Here is a 19,145-nt window from a genome sequence, read left to right as displayed (position 1 = left end):
GCTTGTCGCTTTTCATATGTAAGCTAAAGATATATTAGCAAAATCATTTAAAATGTTTACATTTTATTTTGAAGGAGTTATAGCTTTTATATCTGCCTCGGCACTCGCTTGTAATGCTTTAAGTTCAGAATGAGATTGAGCTTTCATAACTTTTGATTTAAATTCAGCTACTGTTTGCTTGATTTTATTTGCATCACCAGTTGTGTTAGCTTTAGCATATCTATTAATTCTAGTAATCACATTTGCTTTTCTTTGCTCTATAGAGATAAGCAAAGTAGCTTTATTGTTAATAGCAGCTATATCACTTAATCCTTTAGCTGATTTTAAATCTGTATTCACATTAGTTTGAATATCTTTAATCTTGTTAGCTATTTGTTCTTTATAAGTTTTATCTTCATCACTTGTAAGTTTTGATAAAGCTTTAGTATTCGAACTATCTACAGAAGCTGTAATATCAGCTGTAACTTGATCAACTACTTTGTCCTTAAAACCTAAGCCAGTACTCAAACCATCAACTGCAATATAGAAGTTATTCTTTGCAACTTCAACATCAGATAGTTTCTTTGCTGAGTTAATTGCAGCTATAGCAGTAGCTTTTGCACCATCTAACACAGTTCTTATGGCTGTTTGATTAACACTACTAACTTTATTAATTGCTTGGTTAAGTACATCGAGAAACTTAGTAATATCACTTATAGCATTTGTTCTATTAATCTGCAATGGATTTTCAACAACAGTTAAGTTACGAATTGTTCCAATCCAACTATTCTTAACTTTTTCAACCATTGCTGCATTAGTTGCTCCGTTAATTGCTTTCTTAGCGGTAGCAAATGCATCATTAACTAATTGCTTACGATCGTTCTTATCAGCAGTATTATTAGTCTCAATTGCTATCTTTGCTACGCTAGCTTCAGTAGTAATTTCATCAATAGCTGCGGCTTGCAAATCTGCTACAGGGATAGCTTTATCAATTGCACTAAAGAAACCTTCTCTTGCACTTTTAATTTCTGCAGGCTTTGTAGCTTTATCAATCGCAGCTATTGCAGCTGTAAAAGCATTATTTATTGCATCTTTAGCTGCTTGCTTCTTATCATCAGCTAATTTGTCAGCCGCTTTTAATACTGATTCTTTGATATCACTAATTAAATCATGTGCTAAAGTTCTTTGCTCTTTAAATGCATCTGGAGCTGTAACTAAGTTTTGAATAGTATCAGTCCATTTACTTCTTAAACTTTCAATTAATGCAGCGTTAGAAGCACTATCGATATCCTGCTTAGCACCTTTTACTGCATCTGCAACTAATTCTTTACGAATTGCTTTATCATTCTCATCAGTTAACTTGTCTATAGCTGCATTAGCTGCTGCGGCGGCATTATCAATTGCGGCATTAGCAACGTTCTTTAAAACCTTCAGTGAATCTTCTGAAATACTGTTGCTTTTAGCATTAATACTGTCAATACCTTCTTTTTGAGCCTTAGCAACTTCTTCTGCAGTCTCAGCATTATTAATTGCATCTTTAGTCTGAGTAGCTACTGTGTCAACTGCCTTCTTGGCTTCCGTCTTTTGGGCATCATTTAAAGCAATATCCTTACTAATTCTTTCTTTAGCAGCAGTTACTGCATCATCAATTGCAACCTTAGCTGTTTGTTTAATTTCAGCAAGTTCTTCTACATTAGTAATAGCTTGCTTGCCAGATTCAACTTCTTTAGAAATTTCATCAGTTGATTTAGCTGCAGCAATTTTACTTTTTATAGTTTCAACTACTTTATCGATTGCATTTGCGCCTTCTACATTATCTTTACCAATTGAAGTTTTTGCTCTAGATGCGGCGCCAATAATTTCTGACTCTGCCAGATATTTTGGAAGGGCTAAGTTAATAGCATCTTTCCCACTAGCTATAGCTGCAGTTATATCAGCTAATGATTTACTACTATTAATCTTTTCAACAGCATTATTTTCAGCATCATCAATTACTTTATTTTCAGCAGCTAAAACGTCTTCTGGCAAATCTTTACCAATCTTACCTTTAGCAGTTTTTGCAATATCCTCTATTGTTTCAATTGCTGTAGCCTTAGCTTCTTCCAAAGAAATTTCTGTACTACTTGGAACTTGTTTTCTAATTTCATTTACAGCCGTAGCCTTTAACTGTAAGACTTCTTCAACTGTATTACCTTGTTCAACTGCAACTTTACCTTCACTTAAGGCCTTGTTTACCGCATTGATTGCCTTGGACTTATCAGCATCAGATAAAATGGAAGAAACAATTTTTAATCTAGCCTCATTTGCGGCGTCTTCTAAAACGTTAACCGCTGCAGTTTTAGTTTCTTTCAAGGTATCCGCTGGAACTTGTTGCTTGATCTGTTTTACAGCCTTAGTCTTAATTTGTAATACTTCTTCAACTGTATTACCTTGTTCAACTGCAACTTTACCTTCACTTAAGGCCTTGTTTACTGCATCAATTGCTTTTGCCTTATCAGTATCAGATAAACTAGAAGAAATAATCTGTACTCGAGCTTCGTTTGCTGCATCATCTAAGACACCAACAGCCATTAATTTTTGATCTTCTAAGGAATCACCCGGCTTAGTTGTATCTTTAGCATTAACATTAGCAACACCATCTTTTTGAGCTTTAGCAATTTCTTCAATTGTCTTGGCATTGTTAATTGCAACCTTAGCTTGACTAACTACATCATCAACTGCTCTATTAGCTTCTGTTTTTTGCGCATCCGTTAAACTAATATTTTTACTGATTCTGTCCTTAGTTGCTTTTGCTGCATCATCAATGGCCTTAGTTGCTGCTGCTTTAGTATCTTTTAATGTATCTACTGGGGTAGTAGTATTACCTGCACCAGTATTAGAACTTGAACCAGAATTATTTGAACTAGAATTATTTGTATTTGTGTTGTTAGAGCTTGAATTATTTGTATTTTCAGCTGGCTTGTTGGTATCAGCTGGTTTATTAGTGTCTGTTGCTGGCGTGTTTACCTTGTTGATTGGAACTTCTTCGGCAACTTTCTTAGCCAAAGCCTTTACTGCAACATAACCCTTACCAGTTGAATAATACTTCTTACCTTTAATAGTTACAGCAGTACCATAAACTTTAACGCTTTGCCCTTTACGTAACTTGCTATGTTTAATTACTTTACCGCTTCTAGTATACAAAGCTACACTCTTAGCAAGCTGACGGGTTTTACCATCAAGGTTAGCAGCCTTAACATATTGGTCTTTACCAATACTGTAATATGCTACACCAGCAATGGTCTTTTTACCATAAGTCTTAACTTTCTTACCAGCACTAATAGTCTGCTTAGTCTTAACTACTTTTTTACCGGCTTTTTTGTAAACAGCAGAAGTCGCACCAACAACCTTGGTTTTTGCAACAACTTTCTTAGCTGATTTTACTGTAGCAGCGCTAACATTATTAGCAGCAGTAGTGCCTTCAGTAACGCCAACGGATAATAGCGCAGCACCAGCTACAGAAATTATCATTTTTTTATAAAAACTATTTTTACTCATTATTCTAAACCTCACAAACCTAAGCAAGTTATTAACAGTAACTTAAGTAGCAAGCATTAACTAAATTGTAAAAATTTTTGTTATCTTCATTGCGTGCCTAATTTACCATTAACCAATGTGACTATTTATGTTAGATTAGTCAACTTATACACATGTATAATTAAAAAATCTATCCCTTTCAACTGTCACTATTATTAGAGCCACTTATCATACAAAGAAGTAACCAAATTAATGCTTAGCGCTTACTTTACTGTTAAAGCAGTTGCTCACAGCAAACATTTTTCATTGGTGATAATTTATTATAAATAGTTAATGAATATACAGACAACTGTGCAACTATATCTGCGCATCAAAAACTGAATATAAAATTACTATGTTTATGTTAGCTCTATCAGCCAAGTAGTTGAAGTTTATATAAAATAAAATTTAATTGACAATATAAAGGGATACAAATATACATATCAAATGTTATTTTTAAATAATAAGCAAGCGCTTAAATTTACTTATATACCAAAGTTTTTGGTATACGCTTTCAGAATATAAATTTATATAATAATTAATTATTTATGTCAATTATTGGAATTTTTTAAGTTTTAATAACATTTATTATTAAATAGATTAGTCTTTTAATAATTTTTTATTTTTAGCAAACTGAAATTTTAGCAACAAAAAAAAGAGCTGAAAAGCTCTTTTTTTGTTTCAACCACTTACTTAATAGCCATACTTTCTAATAATTCTGCTCGTTGAGCCAGATTAACATATAATTTATTGCCACTAACTGACATTCCTTCAATTTCGCGTCCAGTATCAAATGAGTAAGTTTGCTTTAAAGTACCATCACGCCCGAGTTTAAAAATCAAATCATTAAAAGCTAAATAGAAATTTTTGTGTTTAGGATCATAAGTAAGGCCTTGACAGGGAGCATTGTTATTAACAAAACTACCACTAGTCTTACCCACTAATTTAGGATACCAATTATCACCGCTGCGTGTTAATTGCCAAAATTCATAGCAATCATTTTTAGTATCACGGTAAACGGTGTACATCTCATAATCAGACATCATTACTCCATTTTGGAAATAACGCGGATTAGTTTGATCACCAACCCAGGTTTTAATTGTCCAAATTTTATTGATTTGTAAGTCACTTTTACGTATTTGAATTAATTCTTCTGAATCAGGTCGACCATCACGAATCGTATTAATATTATTTAAAACGTAAATATATTTATCACTAGCCCCCATGGCTTGACCATGCCCAATTGGAATATATGGACTAACCTTAATATGTTTGACATAATTGTTAAAAGCTTTTTGTGACATATCAAGTAAGTGTTGCGCGTTATAAGGGCTCTTTAAATTATTCAAGTCATAACCAACAATATGACCATTATTTAAGTTTGTATGACTTAAAAGACTAGTATAAGCCCAGCCTTGTGAAACAGTTAATCCTTCTGGAATATGCCCTACACGGTTAATATTATCATCACTTGGATCTTTAACACTTAATAAAACAGGTTGATAAAAACGCGTTCTAAGCGTTAAGTCGCCACTAATCAATTCGCGCGAATCATTTTCGGGGCTATATTCATTAGGACTGATGTAGTTAACGGAAGAACCATAATGTGTTTTCCAAGTTTTATAGTCATTGGTTCCTTCCTGCGTCGGAAAGGAATTAACTACTTCGGCGTCAGCAATACCTTCTGTAGTACTCTTTCTAACAGTCACTTTTACGGTTGCAGAAGTATCACCGTAAGTATACTTAACTTTATAAGTTTTAGGAGTAGCGCAATCTATACTATCTCTTGAAACTTCAACTTGTTCATTATCAATTACTGTACCCATGCCGTTAGTTACATATGAGATTGCATCTTTAGGGAAAAAGCTATAATACTCATTACGTACTAAACTTACAGTCTTGGGTACGGCAATTTGATTACGGGCAAAGAATTTTTCATTAACATAGCCTACTTCACGACCATTTACATATATACGCCAGTAGCGATTTTTCTTAGTTTCAATTAATTGATCTGATTGAATATGGCTATAACGATAGTTAATTCCATCAGCGATTTTTTTGCTAACTTTACCATCAACTACATCTTGCCATACCGCATAATTCTTAGTACCGGCAACTTTAGTCATCATTGAAAAACCTGTAATAGTTTGCTTAGGCTTAGATTTTTTTTGGACTGCTGACTGGTTATCATCAGTCTTATCCTTGGCAGAGCTATCAGTCTTATCCTTGACTTGACTGTTTGAATCATCACTATCAGATTTAGTATCATCAACTGATTTACTAGCATCATCTTGCTCTTGATCTTGCCTTTGTGCTTGCGAATCACTTGCATCTGCCGCTAAAACTGAAACAGTTGCTAATTGGCTTGAAACAGCAAAATTTGACATTAATAGTGTAATCGCAGCTAATTTTTTAAAAAGCTTCAAAATAGTTCCTCCAAAATTTTAAATTCCTTTTACATTATAATATAAAAATAACATTACAGAGAATACAAATTTGATACACTTTCATTGACAGCACTTAATGTAAGTGATTTAATTAGCACTGTACTATTTTGAGTGCTAATATTTCTAATTTAAACTAGGAGGTAGAAAAGATGCTAGTACCTACAGTTATCGAACAAACTGCACGTGGTGAACGTGCTTATGACATCTATTCACGCTTATTAAAGGACCGCATTATTATGCTTAGCGGTGAAATTAATGACGACATGGCTAATACAATAATCGCACAATTATTGTTCCTTGACGCCCAAGACAATACTAAAGACATTTCTCTTTATATTAATTCTCCTGGTGGGGTGATCACCTCCGGCTTAGCAATTATGGACACCATGAATTTCATTAAATCTGACGTTTCCACTATTGCTATTGGTATGGCTGCTTCAATGGCTTCCATCCTTTTAACCAGTGGAGCTAAAGGCAAGCGGTTTGCTTTACCAAATTCAACGGTCTTGATTCATCAACCTTTAGGTGGAGCTCAAGGACAACAAACTGATATTCAAATTGCAGCTAATGAAATTCTGAAGAGTCGCGAGAAGATTAACAAGATTTTGCATGAAACTACCGGTCAACCACTTGAGAAAATTCAAAAAGATACTGAACGTGATAATTATCTAACAGCCCAAGAGGCTAAGGATTATGGCCTAATTGACGAAATTATGGTCAATCAAAAACAAGATTAGTAATAAAAAATGCCTCCCTTTACAGGAGGTATTTTTTATTACTAATCTTGCAAACTCTGCGCCAAATCATGCAACTTTTTTAAGCGGTGATTGGCACCTGATTTAGAAATTGGACCATCTGGTATTTGCTGGGCTAGCTCCTTTAAAGACAATTCCGGATTAGCTAACCTAAGCCGGGCAATCGTCTGTAATTTTTCTGGAATATTTTCTAAGCCAATTTTACGTTCAATTAATTCAATGTCTTCGACTTGCTTAGCAGCCGCTGTAGCTGTCTTTTTTAAGTTAGCCGTATCACAATTAACCAACCGATTAACTGAATTACGCATATCCCGCATAATACGTAAATCTTCAAACGATAACATTGCGTTAAAAGCTCCAACGATATGCAAAAAATCACCAATTTTTTCTGCTTCTTTTAAATAAACAATAAAACCACGCCGCCGTTTAGTCGTCTTAGCATTAAGATGAAAATAGTGATTCATTAATTCCAGCAAGTCATTATTATGATCTTCATAAGCTGAGTAAATTTCTAAATGATATCTACTAGTTTCAGGATTATTCACACTACCACTAGCCAAAAAAGCCCCCCGTAAATAAGACATAGCACCTTCACGCGAAGAGGTAATTCGGGGAGGAACTCGCGTAATTATCCCTAAATCAGTAGCTAAGATTTCTAGATTAGTTAGAATTTCATGAACATGATTTTGCAAACGAACTAAGTATTGATTATTTTTTTTTAATTTCATTTTACGTGAAACAATCAAAAGTGGTTCTACTTGATAAGCTGTTTTTATCAAGGAAAAAATTCGGCGGGCAATTGCAGGATTTTCAGTAGTAATATCAAGACTATACCGGTGATCATGAAAATTCAAAACACCATTCATACGTAAAAAAGCAGCCAGCTCCGCCTTAGCATGTTCTGGATGAATTGTTAATGAAGTTAATTCTTTTTTCACCTTACTTGCATAGCTTGCCATTATTTAACTATTCCTTTCTACGAGACATTGCAGCAAAAGCCAAATTAATAATCTCCTTAGCTACTTTTTGTCCATCATGAAAAACTAACCCACTACGTTGATCAATAAAATCATCAGTGATTACGCGGCTACCTTGAGCACGTAACCCAGCAAAATCGTTTTTAACTGGTTCAATATATGCATCATAATCCTTAGGATTAAATTTAGACATATCAATTTTGGCCCCATTAACCAAGGTAGTATTAATATAATGTCCCCCTAAGTGCTTATTAATTACTGAAACATGCTCGCAATCAGAAAAATGATCTGTTTCACCTAGCTGAGTCATAATATTGCATATATAAATAACTTCAGCTTTAGTTTGACGCACTGCTTCACCTAAGTTAGGTATCATTAAATTAGGTAAAATCGAAGTAAATAAACTACCAGGTCCTAATACTACTGCATCAGCCTGCATAATAGCATCAAGTACAGGTGGCATTGCCTCAGGTTCAGCGGTCAGATTAGTATTAGTTACCCAAACTCTTTTTATTCTCTTATCTTGATTAGTAATTTCTTTTTCACCAGCTTGGATTGTACCATCAATAAATTCAGCATTTAAAGTCAACGGTTCATTAGAAGCCGGAAAAACATGACCATCAACCCGCATCATTCTGGAAAGGGATTGAACGGCATCAAAAATATTACCGTGCATTTCGTTTAGAGCGGCAATAATTAAATTACCAATTGCATGACCAGAAAAGAAAGCATCAGATGAATCAAAGCGATATTGAAAAATACCCTTTTCTTCTTGCGAAATTTCACTCAAAGAAACCAAAACATTCCGAATATCACCTGGTGGAACAACATTAATAAAATTACGAATCGAGCCTGATGAACCACCATCATCAGATACGGTAACAATAGCAGTAATTTCGGCATTTTGGTCTTTTAAAGCATTTAAAACTACAGGCAGACCGGTACCACCACCAATCACCACAACTTGTGGTCGTCTACTTTTAGTTATCCGAACTACTTTTGCATCTTCATATTTCATACTTTACCTTTTTCTAATATAACGACTAATTTCACGATGGGTAAGATCAACTGTATAATTATTGGCTAAATCATGAGCCAGTTGCTTAGCAATTGCAACACTACGATGTTGACCACCAGTACAGCCAATAGCAATTGTCAACTTAGCCTTACCTTCCTTAATATAACTTGGTAAGGTACACTCGATTAGATTAAGCAGTTTATGGTAAAAAACTTGTGTTTCTTCTTTATTCATTACATAATCAAAAACTCGCCTATCAAGACCCGTAAATGGTCTGAGTTCAGGCAAATAAAAAGGATTCGGCAAAAAACGAACATCCATTACAATATCTGCATCGATGGGGAGACCATATTTAAAGCCAAATGACATTACTTCAACTGAAAATGGCTGTTTTGCTTGATCACTAAACTCATTAAGCAATTTTTGCTTTAGTTGTTGCGGAGACAAATCTGAAGTATCAATTATATAATTAGCGCGGTTTTTAATGCCTGTTAGTATCTGACGTTCTTCTAAAATACCATCAAGCAAACGTCCGCTTTTACCTAGTGGTGGAATTCTCCTAGTCTCCTTGTAGCGGGCAACTAAAGTGTCATCAGCCGCTTCCAAAAAAACAATGATTGAACGAACACTACCATTATCTTCTAATGAATTTACTTCATTGAGCAAATCTTTATAAAAATTTTTAACGCGTAAATCTACAACGACAGCCACTTTAGTAAAATCATCTGAATTAACAATCAGTTCCCAAAAGCTAGGCAAAAGCGTCGGCGGTAAGTTATCAACCACAAAATACCCCATATCTTCTAAGGCATGTGATGTTACAGTTTTACCGGCACCACTCATTCCCGTTACAATCAGCAACTGTTTTTTTTCATCAGCCATTTCATAAGTCTCCTATCATCTAAATTATAGCACATGCAGTTTTCATATTTTTTTATAAAAAAAAAGCTCTAAAGCGAACTTTTTATCTATAAAATTAACGATTTCCAAATGCTGCTACAATCTCACTTACTCCAAAAATTAATAACCAGAATGAAACTAGCCAAATTAGAGTTAATGCTGATAATGCTGGGTTAAACATCATCCCAATGGCGATAAATAAGCTTAAAACACTTAAAATCATATTAATCCAAAAGTAAGGACCTAATGTACTTTTTAAATGCCAAGTAAAGCTAATACCTGATACTGAATCAAATAAAAACCAAAAAGCAAATAAATAAGCAATAGTTAGTCCTGCGGCATCATACGAATAGAGAAATAAAATACCAATTATAATATCAATAACTCCAGAAATAATTGCTAACCAACTAAAGGAAATAAAATAACGTAAATGACTATAAACTGCTAACCAAACAAAACCTTGAACGATCGACAAGATAGCAAAAAGCAATACAAAAGCATGCAAAGCTCGGCCAGGATGAAGTATCAAGAATAGGCCAGCAACAATCATTAGTACACCAGCTATTAAAGCAGCCCAGTTAAAGCCATGCTTTTCCCTATAAGTAGAAAAATTATCCATCTCTTTTCCCCCTTGCAGAGTATTCTACACTGTATTAAAAATAATTACTATTTGTTTGCTTTTTTGTGAGCGTTTTCTGTTAAAATTTTGTCACGTTTCAGCACTGGTTTAAGGTATTGTCCAGTATAGCTTTCTTTAACTTGAACAAGTTCTTCTGGAGTTCCAGTTGCAATAATTGTGCCACCTCTTTCTCCTCCTTCAGGTCCTAAATCAATCAACCAATCTGCACTTTTAATAACATCTAAATTATGTTCAATAATCAAAACAGTATTTCCTTGATCTACTAACCTTTGGAGCACCTCAAGCAAACGTTTAATATCGTCAGTATGTAACCCAGTAGTTGGTTCATCTAAGATATAAAAGTTTTTACCAGTTGAAAGTTTTTGTAGTTCAGCCGCTAACTTCATCCGTTGAGCTTCACCACCAGATAATGTAGTAGCAGACTGACCTAATTTAACATAACCCAAGCCCACATCAACAATTGTTTGTAGCTTACGTGCAATTTTCGGAATGTTTTTAAAAAAGTCACACGCATCAACAATTGTCATGTCTAACACTTGTGCAATGTTTTTATTACGGTAAGTTACCTCAAGGGTTTCTGAATTATAACGATTACCATGACAAATTTCACACGGTACATAAACGTCTGGTAAAAAGTTCATTTCAATCTTAATAATTCCATCCCCATGACACGCTTCACAACGTCCACCTTTGACATTAAATGAAAATCTTGCTTTAGTGTAGCCCCGTAACTTGGCTTCATTAGTCTGCGCAAAAAGCGAGCGAATATCATCAAAAACGCTAGTATAAGTTGCCGGGTTACTTCTTGGAGTTCGCCCAATTGGACTTTGATCAATATCGATAACTTTCTCAATATTCTTATACCCGCTAATGCTCTGATATTTACCAGGTTTAGTTTGATTGCGATTTAACTTTTGCGCTAATACCCTTTTCAAAATCATATTAATCAAAGTTGACTTGCCTGAACCGGAAACGCCAGTTACCACTATTAATTTGCCTAGTGGGAAGTCTACCTTTATATCTTTAAGATTGTTTTCCGCTGCTCCAGTTATAGTTATCTTTTTACCATTACCCTTACGTCTTGTTAAAGGAACCGGTACAAATTTTTTACCAGCTAGATATTGTCCAGTTAGTGATTTGGTATTTTTTTCAACTTCTTTTGGTGTGCCAGCAGCCATAACTTTACCGCCAAAACTACCAGCACCTGGTCCCATATCAATTAAGTAGTCTGCCTGGCGCATAGTTTCATCATCATGTTCAACCACAATTAGGGAGTTCCCCAAATCACGCATTCTTTTTAGGGCAGCAATCAAGCGATCATTATCACGTTGATGCAGACCAATTGATGGTTCATCTAAGACATACATTACACCTGATAAATTAGACCCAATTTGGGTGGCTAATCTTATACGCTGCGCTTCACCACCAGATAAAGTATTAGCAGTTCGTGATAAAGTCAGATAATCAAGACCCACGCTATCTAAGAAAGTTAAGCGATCACGCACTTCTTTTAAAATTGGCTTAGCAATAACTTCTTCTTGCTCACTAAGCTGAATATGATTAAAAAATTCTATTGCTTTACTAATCGCTAAACTTGATGTTTCCGCAATATCTTTACCCATTATTTTAACAGCTAAAGCTTTGCGATTTAATCGCTTGCCATGACAGGTTGAGCAAGTTAATTCTGCCATATACTTGGCCATCACATCACGCATAAATTTAGACATAGGATGCAAATAACGCTTTTCCACATTCTCCATTACGCCCTCAAAAGGAGCAGTTGTATCATTGACACCAAAATCACCAGTCACATGAAATTTTATTTTTTTAGTTGAACCATGCAAAATTATTTCTTTTTGTCTTTTGGTTAATTTGGCAAAGGGCTTATCTAGCGGTATCTTTAAGGCCGCACAAGCTTGAGTTAACATTTCACTGTAGTATTTAGAATTTTTCCATGGTGCAATTGCCCCTGCTGCCAAGGTTTTACTTTGATCCGGAATAACTAATTCTTCATCTACCGCTAATTTTATACCTAAACCATCACAATCTGGACAAGCACCAAAAGGAGCATTAAATGAAAAAAGCCGTGGTTCCATTTCGCCAACTGTAAAGCCACATTTCGGACAAGCGTAGTATTCTGAAAAGTTGAGTATCTCACTATTAATCACGTCCACATTCATATACCCATCAGACAAGCGCAACGCTGCCTCTACTGAGTCAAATAAACGCGAGCGAATACCATCTTTAATAACTAAGCGGTCAACTACAATATCAATAGTATGCCTTTTATTTTTATCAAGCGTAAAATCATCACCGATTTCATGCATCTCACCGTCAACAATTACACGGACATAACCTGCACGTTGAACACGCTTAAATACCTCTTGGTGAGCACCGCGCTTAGCTCGAATAACTGGGCCTAGCAATTGAATTCGACTGCGATCAGGTAATTCTAAAATACGGTCAACCATTTGTTCGACTGATTGCCGTTCAATTGGGGTTTGATCATTAGGACAAATTGGATGACCAACTCGTGCCCATAATAATCGCAGATAATCATTAATCTCAGTCACTGTACCAACAGTTGAACGTGGATTATGCGATGTGGTTTTTTGATCAATCGAAATTGCGGGATTTAAGCCATCAATTGCATCAACATCGGGTTTATCCATTTGTCCTAAAAACTGTCTTGCATAACTTGAAAGTGATTGGACATAACGTCTTCGTCCCTCAGCATATAGGGTATCAAAAGCTAATGAACTTTTACCTGAACCAGATAAACCAGTTATTACGACTAATTTATCCTTAGGAATTGTTAAGCTAATATTTTTTAAATTATGTTCTCGTGCGCCACGAATAACAATTTGATTATTTGCCATTTATTTTATTTCCTTTTTTGATACTTGGTTTTCTAGTAGAACTCTCCAATTCCATTATCGCATCGCGCAAAGTGGCTGCTCCTTCAAAATCCAATTTTTTAGCAGCTTGCTGCATTTGCTGACGCAAGTCTTTAATCATTGTTTTCTTCTGTTTAGCATTCAATTCGTCAAAATTTAAATCAGCAAAACTTTCATTTTGTTCTTCATCAACTGCTTTAGTTGCCGAAATAACTGCTCTAATTGGTTTAATAATTGTCTGCGGTTTAAGTTGATGTTCTTCGTTAAATTTAATTTGTAAGTCACGTCTGCGCTTAGTTGACTCAATTGCTTGGCGCATTGAGTCAGTAATCGTATCCGCATACAAAATAACTTCACCATTTGCATTACGTGAAGCTCGCCCCATTGTTTGAACTAAGGGACGATAAGCCCGCAAAAAGCCTTCTTTGTCAGCATCTAGAATAGCCACTAGGGAAACTTCTGGTACATCAATTCCCTCACGAAGTAAATTAATCCCAATTAAAACATCATACTTACCTTCTCGTAAATCATGCAAAATTTGCATCCGTTCTAGGGTTTTAACATCTGAATGTAAATATTGCACTTTAATTCCAATATCTTTTAAATAATCCGTTAAATCTTCAGCCATTTTTTTGGTTAAGGTTGTTACAAAAACACGTTCGTTATGGTCAATGCGTTGATTGATTTCTCCAACTAAATCATCAATTTGACCTGCAACTGGTCGAACATCAATTTTAGGATCAAGTAGCCCTGTCGGCCGAATTATCTGCTCCACCTTGTGATCTGTTCGCGCTAACTCATAATCACCTGGAGTAGCTGAAACATATAAAATTTGATTAACATGCTGCTCAAATTCTGCTATTTTTAGCGGCCGATTATCAAGGGCTGAGGGCAAACGAAAACCATAATCAATCAAGGTTTTTTTTCGGTTACGGTCACCATTATACATGGCCCGAATTTCAGGCATTGTAGCATGCGACTCATCAATCAAAATTAAAAAATCATCTGGAAAAAAATCTAACAGTGTATAGGGCGGTTCACCTTCTTTTCGTCCCTCCATATGCCGCGAATAATTTTCGATCCCGTTAGTGTAGCCTACTTCGCCCATCATTTCGAGATCAAAAGTTGTCCGCTGTTTAATCCGTTCCGCTTCTAATAGTTTACCTTGCCCTTCAAATTCTTTTACCTGAACTTTCATTTCTTGCGAAATTGCCTTAATAGCACGCCGCAATTGTTCTTCATTAGTCATGAAATGAGTAGCAGGAAAAAGTGAAATACTTTCTCTTTCACCTATTACTTCACCAGTTAGGGAATCTATCTCCACAATCCGATCAATTTCATCACCAAAAAATTCAATTCGATAAGCATGATTAGAATTTCCAGCCGGAAAAATTTCCACTACATCCCCACGGACACGAAAACGTCCCCGTTGAAAATCGATATCATTACGGTCATATTGAATATTGACTAAATTTCGCAAAAGCGTATTGCGCCCATAGTCATCACCCTCATGAACCGTAATTACACTAGCAGAATATTCCTTAGGATCGCCTAAACCATAAATACATGAAACAGAGGCAACCACAATTACGTCATTTCGCTCCATTAAATCACTAGTTGCTTGATGACGTAACTGATCGATTTCATCGTTAATAGCGGAGTCCTTTTCAATGTATGTGTCGGATTGAGGCACATATGCCTCTGGCTGATAATAATCATAATATGAAACAAAATAATCAACTGCATTATTAGGAAAAAATTCCTTGAATTCACCATAAAGTTGGCCAACTAACGTTTTATTATGTGAAATAACCAAAGTTGGTTTATTAAGTTGAGCAATAATATTAGCCATCGTAAAAGTTTTACCTGTCCCGGTGGCTCCTTCAAGAATCTGCTCTTTATATCCTTTGTTAAAGCCAGCTGTTAGTTTAGTAATTGCCTGCTCTTGATCGCCTGCAGGCTTAAACTTAGATACAAGCTCAAATTTACGTTTTTCTTGTCGTTTAATCATAGAAAGGCTCCTTCTAAAAAAGTTGGACATTTATAAGTCCAACTTCAATTGGCAGATATTATTTTACGCTCTCGAACATATTTTCGCACAATATTTGCTTATTGTAATAATTGTTTTAAAGTTAGTTGGTACTGTTCAGCTTTAGACTTAGCTTTTGCAATACTTGACTGGTTAACTCCAACATAGGCTTTAATTACTGGCTCAGTTCCAGAGGGACGCAGAGCAAGCCAAGTTTCATCAGCTAAGTAATATTTTAATACGTTAGCTGGTGGTAATTCGGTTAATGGTTTTATTTCATTATTAACTATTTCTTTTTGCTGTAAGAAATCTTGCGTTTTGACAACTTTACTTCCATTAATTTGTGTTAGTTGCTCACTACGCAATTGACTCATTAACTTGTTCATTTGGCTTTGCCCATCAATTCCAGGCATCTCAATTGCAGTAGTAATTTCATAAGAAGTGCCATATTTTTCCCATATTTCGTTTAAGCCGTCAAATACGGTCATTCCTCGACTAGCATAATATGCAGCAACTTCAGCAAACATCAATGCCCCTTGCATCGCATCCTTATCACGAGCAAATGGCTTAAATAAATAACCATAGCTTTCTTCAAAGCCCATTAAAAATTTGCCATCCTTTTCTCTTGCCATTCGATCAATTTCTTCGCCAATAAACTTAAAGCCAGTTAAAACAGACTTAGTTCTTATCCCGAAATCTTGAGCAATTTTAAGTGGCATGCTACTTGAAACTATTGAAGTGATTAATTCATAATCATTAGAAAGGCGCTGACTTTCTTTTAAATTATTCAACAAATAATAAATCATTAATGTTGCTATCTGATTACCGGTTAAAACCTCAAAACTACCAGTTTTTGTTCTGACACAAGCCCCCATCCGATCAGCATCTGGATCAGTTGCAATAATCAAATCCGCATTTTTTTCATTAGCTAATTTAATTCCTACGTCAAATACATCCCGGTACTCGGGATTGGGTTTCTTAGTAGTTGGAAATTCGGGGTCAATAATCGATTGGCTCGGAACTGGTATTACATTAGTAAACCCCCCTTGCCTAAACGCACGATCATATAATATTTTACCAGTTCCGTGTAACGGCGTATAAATAATTGTTAGTTTGCTAGCATTTTTGGCAATCATATTTGAATTAACACAAACCGTTTGTAATCTAGCTAAATATTTTTCATCAATATCTTCACCAATTAATTTAAGTAAGCCAGCAGAGCGTAATTCATCAACACTAGCTGCCTTAACTTGAAAAATATCTTCTACATTTTGGGCATAAGTAAATACTCGATTTGCGTCAGCAGGTCCCATCTGCGCGCCATCAGCCCCATAAACTTTATAGCCATTATACTCTTTGGCATTATGCGAAGCTGTGATATTGATTCCTGCAAAGGACTTTAAGTGACGAACAGCGTAAGATAATTCTGGTGTGGGCCGAATATCATCAAATAAATAAACTTGAATACCATGAAATCCTAAAATTCTAGCCGCATGTTCAGCAAACTCACGCGAATGATAGCGTGAATCAAAAGAAATCACTACTCCCGCTTTTTTTTCTTTGCAGCCTTTTTCAACAATTAAACGAGCTAATCCTTCAGTGATTCGACCAATTGTAAATAAATTAATCCGATTAATTCCAGGTTCAAGTTTGCCACGCATCCCAGCTGTACCAAAATTTATATCTTGACTAAAGGCATCATCAATCCACTGTTGATTTTGACCAAGTAAATTTAATTGTGCTTGCAAATAATCAGGCATATTTTGCGCTTTTTGCCATATTTTAAAAGTTTCTTTTGCACTCATTACTGCACTAAACCTCTTTTTCTATAATAAATTCGTTTTCATAACCCCTATTCTAGCATTTATTAACTTAAAAAAAGAATTCAACCCACAAGCTGAATTCTTTTTTAAGTTTTTTAATCATTTAAAGCTTGCAAATAATTATAAGCTTCTTGTCCAGCAATACTACCGTCACCAACAGCATTAGCAATTTGCCGTAAATCTTTCGCACGGACATCTCCCACAGCAAAGATACCGGCCACTTTAGTTTTCATATGTTCGTCAGTAGGAATCCAGCCCTGTTCGTTAACAATGCCGATGTCTTTTAAAGGAGCAGTTTGCGGAATCACACCAACATAAATAAAGACCCCACGAGTAGTTAATTTCTTAGTAATACCCGTTTCCTTATCTTTATAGGTAACACTAGTAACGCGATTGCCATCCCCATCTATTGATTCAGTTTCTGCGTTCCAAATGAAATTCATCTTTTCATTGGCAAAAGCCCTTTTTTGTAAAGTTGGTTGTGCGCGTAATTGATCGCGGCGATGGACAACTGTAACCGACTTAGCATTTTGAGCTAAGTAAATGCCCTCTTCAATAGCCGAATCGCCACCACCAATTACAGCAATATCCTCATTTTTAAAGAAAGCAGCATCACAAACAGCACAGTAAGAAACACCTTTACCAGCGTATTCATCTTCACCAGGAATATTCAAATGCCGATGATCTGCTCCAGTTGCAATAATTAAAGCAGGTGCACGATATTCACCGGTATCAGTTGTTACAACTTTGTAGTTACCTTCAAGACTAACCTGTTGTACATCACCATATTCAAATTTTGCACCAAATTTCATAATGGAATTGTACATTTTTTCGCCTAATTCCGGACCTTTAATTTCGCTAAATCCAGGATAATTATCAATTGCATCAGTGTTATTCATTTGACCGCCATAAAGTCCGCGATCAAGAAGCAAAACTGACAAATTAGCTCGCGAGGCATATAAAGCTGCGGTTAAGCCACCTGGCCCAGCCCCTATAATAATTACATCATAATTTTGAGTCATTTTTTCACCTTAACCACTTTCTTTTAGTAAGTAAATACTACTCCTAAATAACTCTAAAGTCTAATTTCCTGTTTTGGCTTTCTATCCATCATTTTAGTGATTTCAGTAGCAACACTACTTTTTTCATATAAAACACGATAAACAGCTTCGCTAATTGGCATGTCAATTGCTTTTTCCTGACATATTTCATGAATTGCCTTAACAGTTGTTGCACCTTCAATTACCTGCCCCATATTTTCAACAATATAAGCAAAACTCTTACCTTCACCCAATTGCTTGCCACAACGCCAATTACGAGAATTGATTGATGTACAAGTTACGATTAAATCGCCAATTCCCGCTAACCCACTAAAAGTCATCGGCTGTGCTTGGTAGCAGTTTACACCTAAACGCGTAATCTCAGCTAATCCTCGCGTCATTAGTGCTGCTTTTGCATTATCACCATAACCTTTACCAGCTAAAATGCCTGCAGCAATTGCAATCACATTTTTAACCGCACCAGCCACTTCAACACCAATTAAATCACTATTGGTATACAAGCGTAAATAGTCATTAGTAAAAATAGTTTGCACTCTTTGTGCATTTTCCTTACTGATTGAAGCACATGTAATGGCAGTAAGGTCTTTTTGCGCTACACTTTCAGCATGGCTCGGCCCAGAAATAGCAACTATTTTCTCTGGATTTTCCGGATATATTTCTTCTGTTAAAATTTCTGAAATTAATTTTTTAGAACCGGGTTCAATTCCTTTAGTAGCAGTAACTACCAATGGCTGGAGATTACTTTGGTTTAAAACAAGCTTAACTTCTTTTGCAACACTGCGAATTGCTTGTGTAGGTAAAACAAATAAGATAATTGCAACATTATTTAAAGCCTGCTTTAAGTTAGCTGTTGCCCAAACCGTTTCATTCACTTGCCAATCCTTCATGTAATGTGTATTAGTATGCTCAGTGTTAATTTCTTGATTAACTTGAGCATTATTACCATAAAGTATAACCTCATTACCTTTATCAGCAAGTAAGGATCCTAAAACTGTTCCCCATGAACCTGCTCCTAAAACTGCAATTTTTGTCATTTAACTTCCAAACTTTCTTTAATAACTATC

At 35.5% G+C, this 19,145-nt stretch carries 12 protein-coding genes; 1 reads left to right on the top strand and 11 read right to left on the bottom strand.

Annotated elements, in window-relative coordinates; all coding sequences use genetic code 11:
* Positions 1–63: 63 nt before the first annotated feature.
* Together F5ESL0233_RS02575 and F5ESL0233_RS02570 are read right to left on the bottom strand one after the other, a co-directional pair.
* Positions 64–3,516, bottom strand: coding sequence for an SLAP domain-containing protein (locus F5ESL0233_RS02575; protein WP_122058588.1), 3,453 nt, complete (start codon positions 3,514–3,516; stop codon positions 64–66).
* A 707-nt stretch (positions 3,517–4,223) separates the two neighbouring features.
* On the bottom strand, positions 4,224–5,960 hold the full coding sequence (locus F5ESL0233_RS02570; RefSeq protein WP_233554955.1) for an SH3-like domain-containing protein: 1,737 nt from the start codon (positions 5,958–5,960) through the stop codon (positions 4,224–4,226).
* A gap of 170 nt (positions 5,961–6,130) precedes the next feature.
* Between F5ESL0233_RS02570 and clpP the strand changes: the two genes are divergently transcribed.
* A complete protein-coding gene (gene clpP / locus F5ESL0233_RS02565) occupies positions 6,131–6,718 on the top strand; it encodes an ATP-dependent Clp endopeptidase proteolytic subunit ClpP (protein WP_118896770.1) in 588 nt (195 codons plus the stop codon).
* Between the two features lie 41 nt (positions 6,719–6,759).
* Here the strand turns inward: clpP and whiA are convergent, their stop codons facing one another.
* The 9 genes from whiA to F5ESL0233_RS02520 all read right to left on the bottom strand — a co-directional run bounded on the left by whiA (position 6,760) and on the right by F5ESL0233_RS02520 (position 19,115).
* The gene (gene whiA, locus F5ESL0233_RS02560; protein WP_090093098.1) at positions 6,760–7,695 is read right to left on the bottom strand and encodes a DNA-binding protein WhiA; all 936 of its coding nucleotides are present in this window, start codon (positions 7,693–7,695) and stop codon (positions 6,760–6,762) included.
* A gap of 7 nt (positions 7,696–7,702) precedes the next feature.
* Positions 7,703–8,731, bottom strand: a complete 1,029-nt coding sequence (gene yvcK, locus F5ESL0233_RS02555) for a gluconeogenesis factor YvcK family protein (protein ID WP_122058586.1) — start codon at positions 8,729–8,731, stop codon at positions 7,703–7,705.
* Between the two features lie 3 nt (positions 8,732–8,734).
* Positions 8,735–9,613, bottom strand: coding sequence for an RNase adapter RapZ (gene rapZ / locus F5ESL0233_RS02550; RefSeq protein WP_122058584.1), 879 nt, complete (start codon positions 9,611–9,613; stop codon positions 8,735–8,737).
* Positions 9,614–9,707: 94 nt separating this feature from the next.
* Positions 9,708–10,250, bottom strand: coding sequence for an HdeD family acid-resistance protein (locus F5ESL0233_RS02545; RefSeq protein WP_090093092.1), 543 nt, complete (start codon positions 10,248–10,250; stop codon positions 9,708–9,710).
* Positions 10,251–10,297: 47 nt separating this feature from the next.
* Positions 10,298–13,150 carry an excinuclease ABC subunit UvrA gene (uvrA, locus tag F5ESL0233_RS02540; protein WP_122058582.1) on the bottom strand — a complete coding sequence of 951 codons (2,853 nt, stop codon included), beginning with the start codon at positions 13,148–13,150 and terminating at the stop codon, positions 10,298–10,300.
* Positions 13,140–15,179: an excinuclease ABC subunit UvrB gene (uvrB, locus tag F5ESL0233_RS02535; RefSeq protein ID WP_090093089.1), complete on the bottom strand. Its 2,040-nt coding sequence runs from the start codon at positions 15,177–15,179 to the stop codon at positions 13,140–13,142. The genes uvrA and uvrB overlap by 11 nt, the downstream gene beginning before the upstream one ends.
* A gap of 98 nt (positions 15,180–15,277) precedes the next feature.
* Positions 15,278–17,002 carry a phospho-sugar mutase gene (locus tag F5ESL0233_RS02530; RefSeq protein WP_122058581.1) on the bottom strand — a complete coding sequence of 575 codons (1,725 nt, stop codon included), beginning with the start codon at positions 17,000–17,002 and terminating at the stop codon, positions 15,278–15,280.
* A gap of 113 nt (positions 17,003–17,115) precedes the next feature.
* Positions 17,116–18,042 (bottom strand): thioredoxin-disulfide reductase, encoded by a 927-nt coding sequence (gene trxB / locus F5ESL0233_RS02525; protein WP_090093086.1) that lies wholly within the window; start codon positions 18,040–18,042, stop codon positions 17,116–17,118.
* Between the two features lie 53 nt (positions 18,043–18,095).
* Complete coding sequence (locus tag F5ESL0233_RS02520; RefSeq protein WP_122058579.1) at positions 18,096–19,115, bottom strand: NAD(P)H-dependent glycerol-3-phosphate dehydrogenase; 1,020 nt, start codon at positions 19,113–19,115, stop codon at positions 18,096–18,098.
* Between the last annotated feature and the right edge of the window lie 30 nt (positions 19,116–19,145).

Origin of the sequence: Lactobacillus sp. ESL0233, assembly GCF_003692995.1 — a bacterium.
In the GTDB taxonomy this organism is placed as follows: domain Bacteria; phylum Bacillota; class Bacilli; order Lactobacillales; family Lactobacillaceae; genus Lactobacillus; species Lactobacillus bombicola.
The sequence above is the reverse complement of the archived record's forward strand: the minus strand, read 5'-3'. Positions and strand labels throughout refer to the sequence as shown.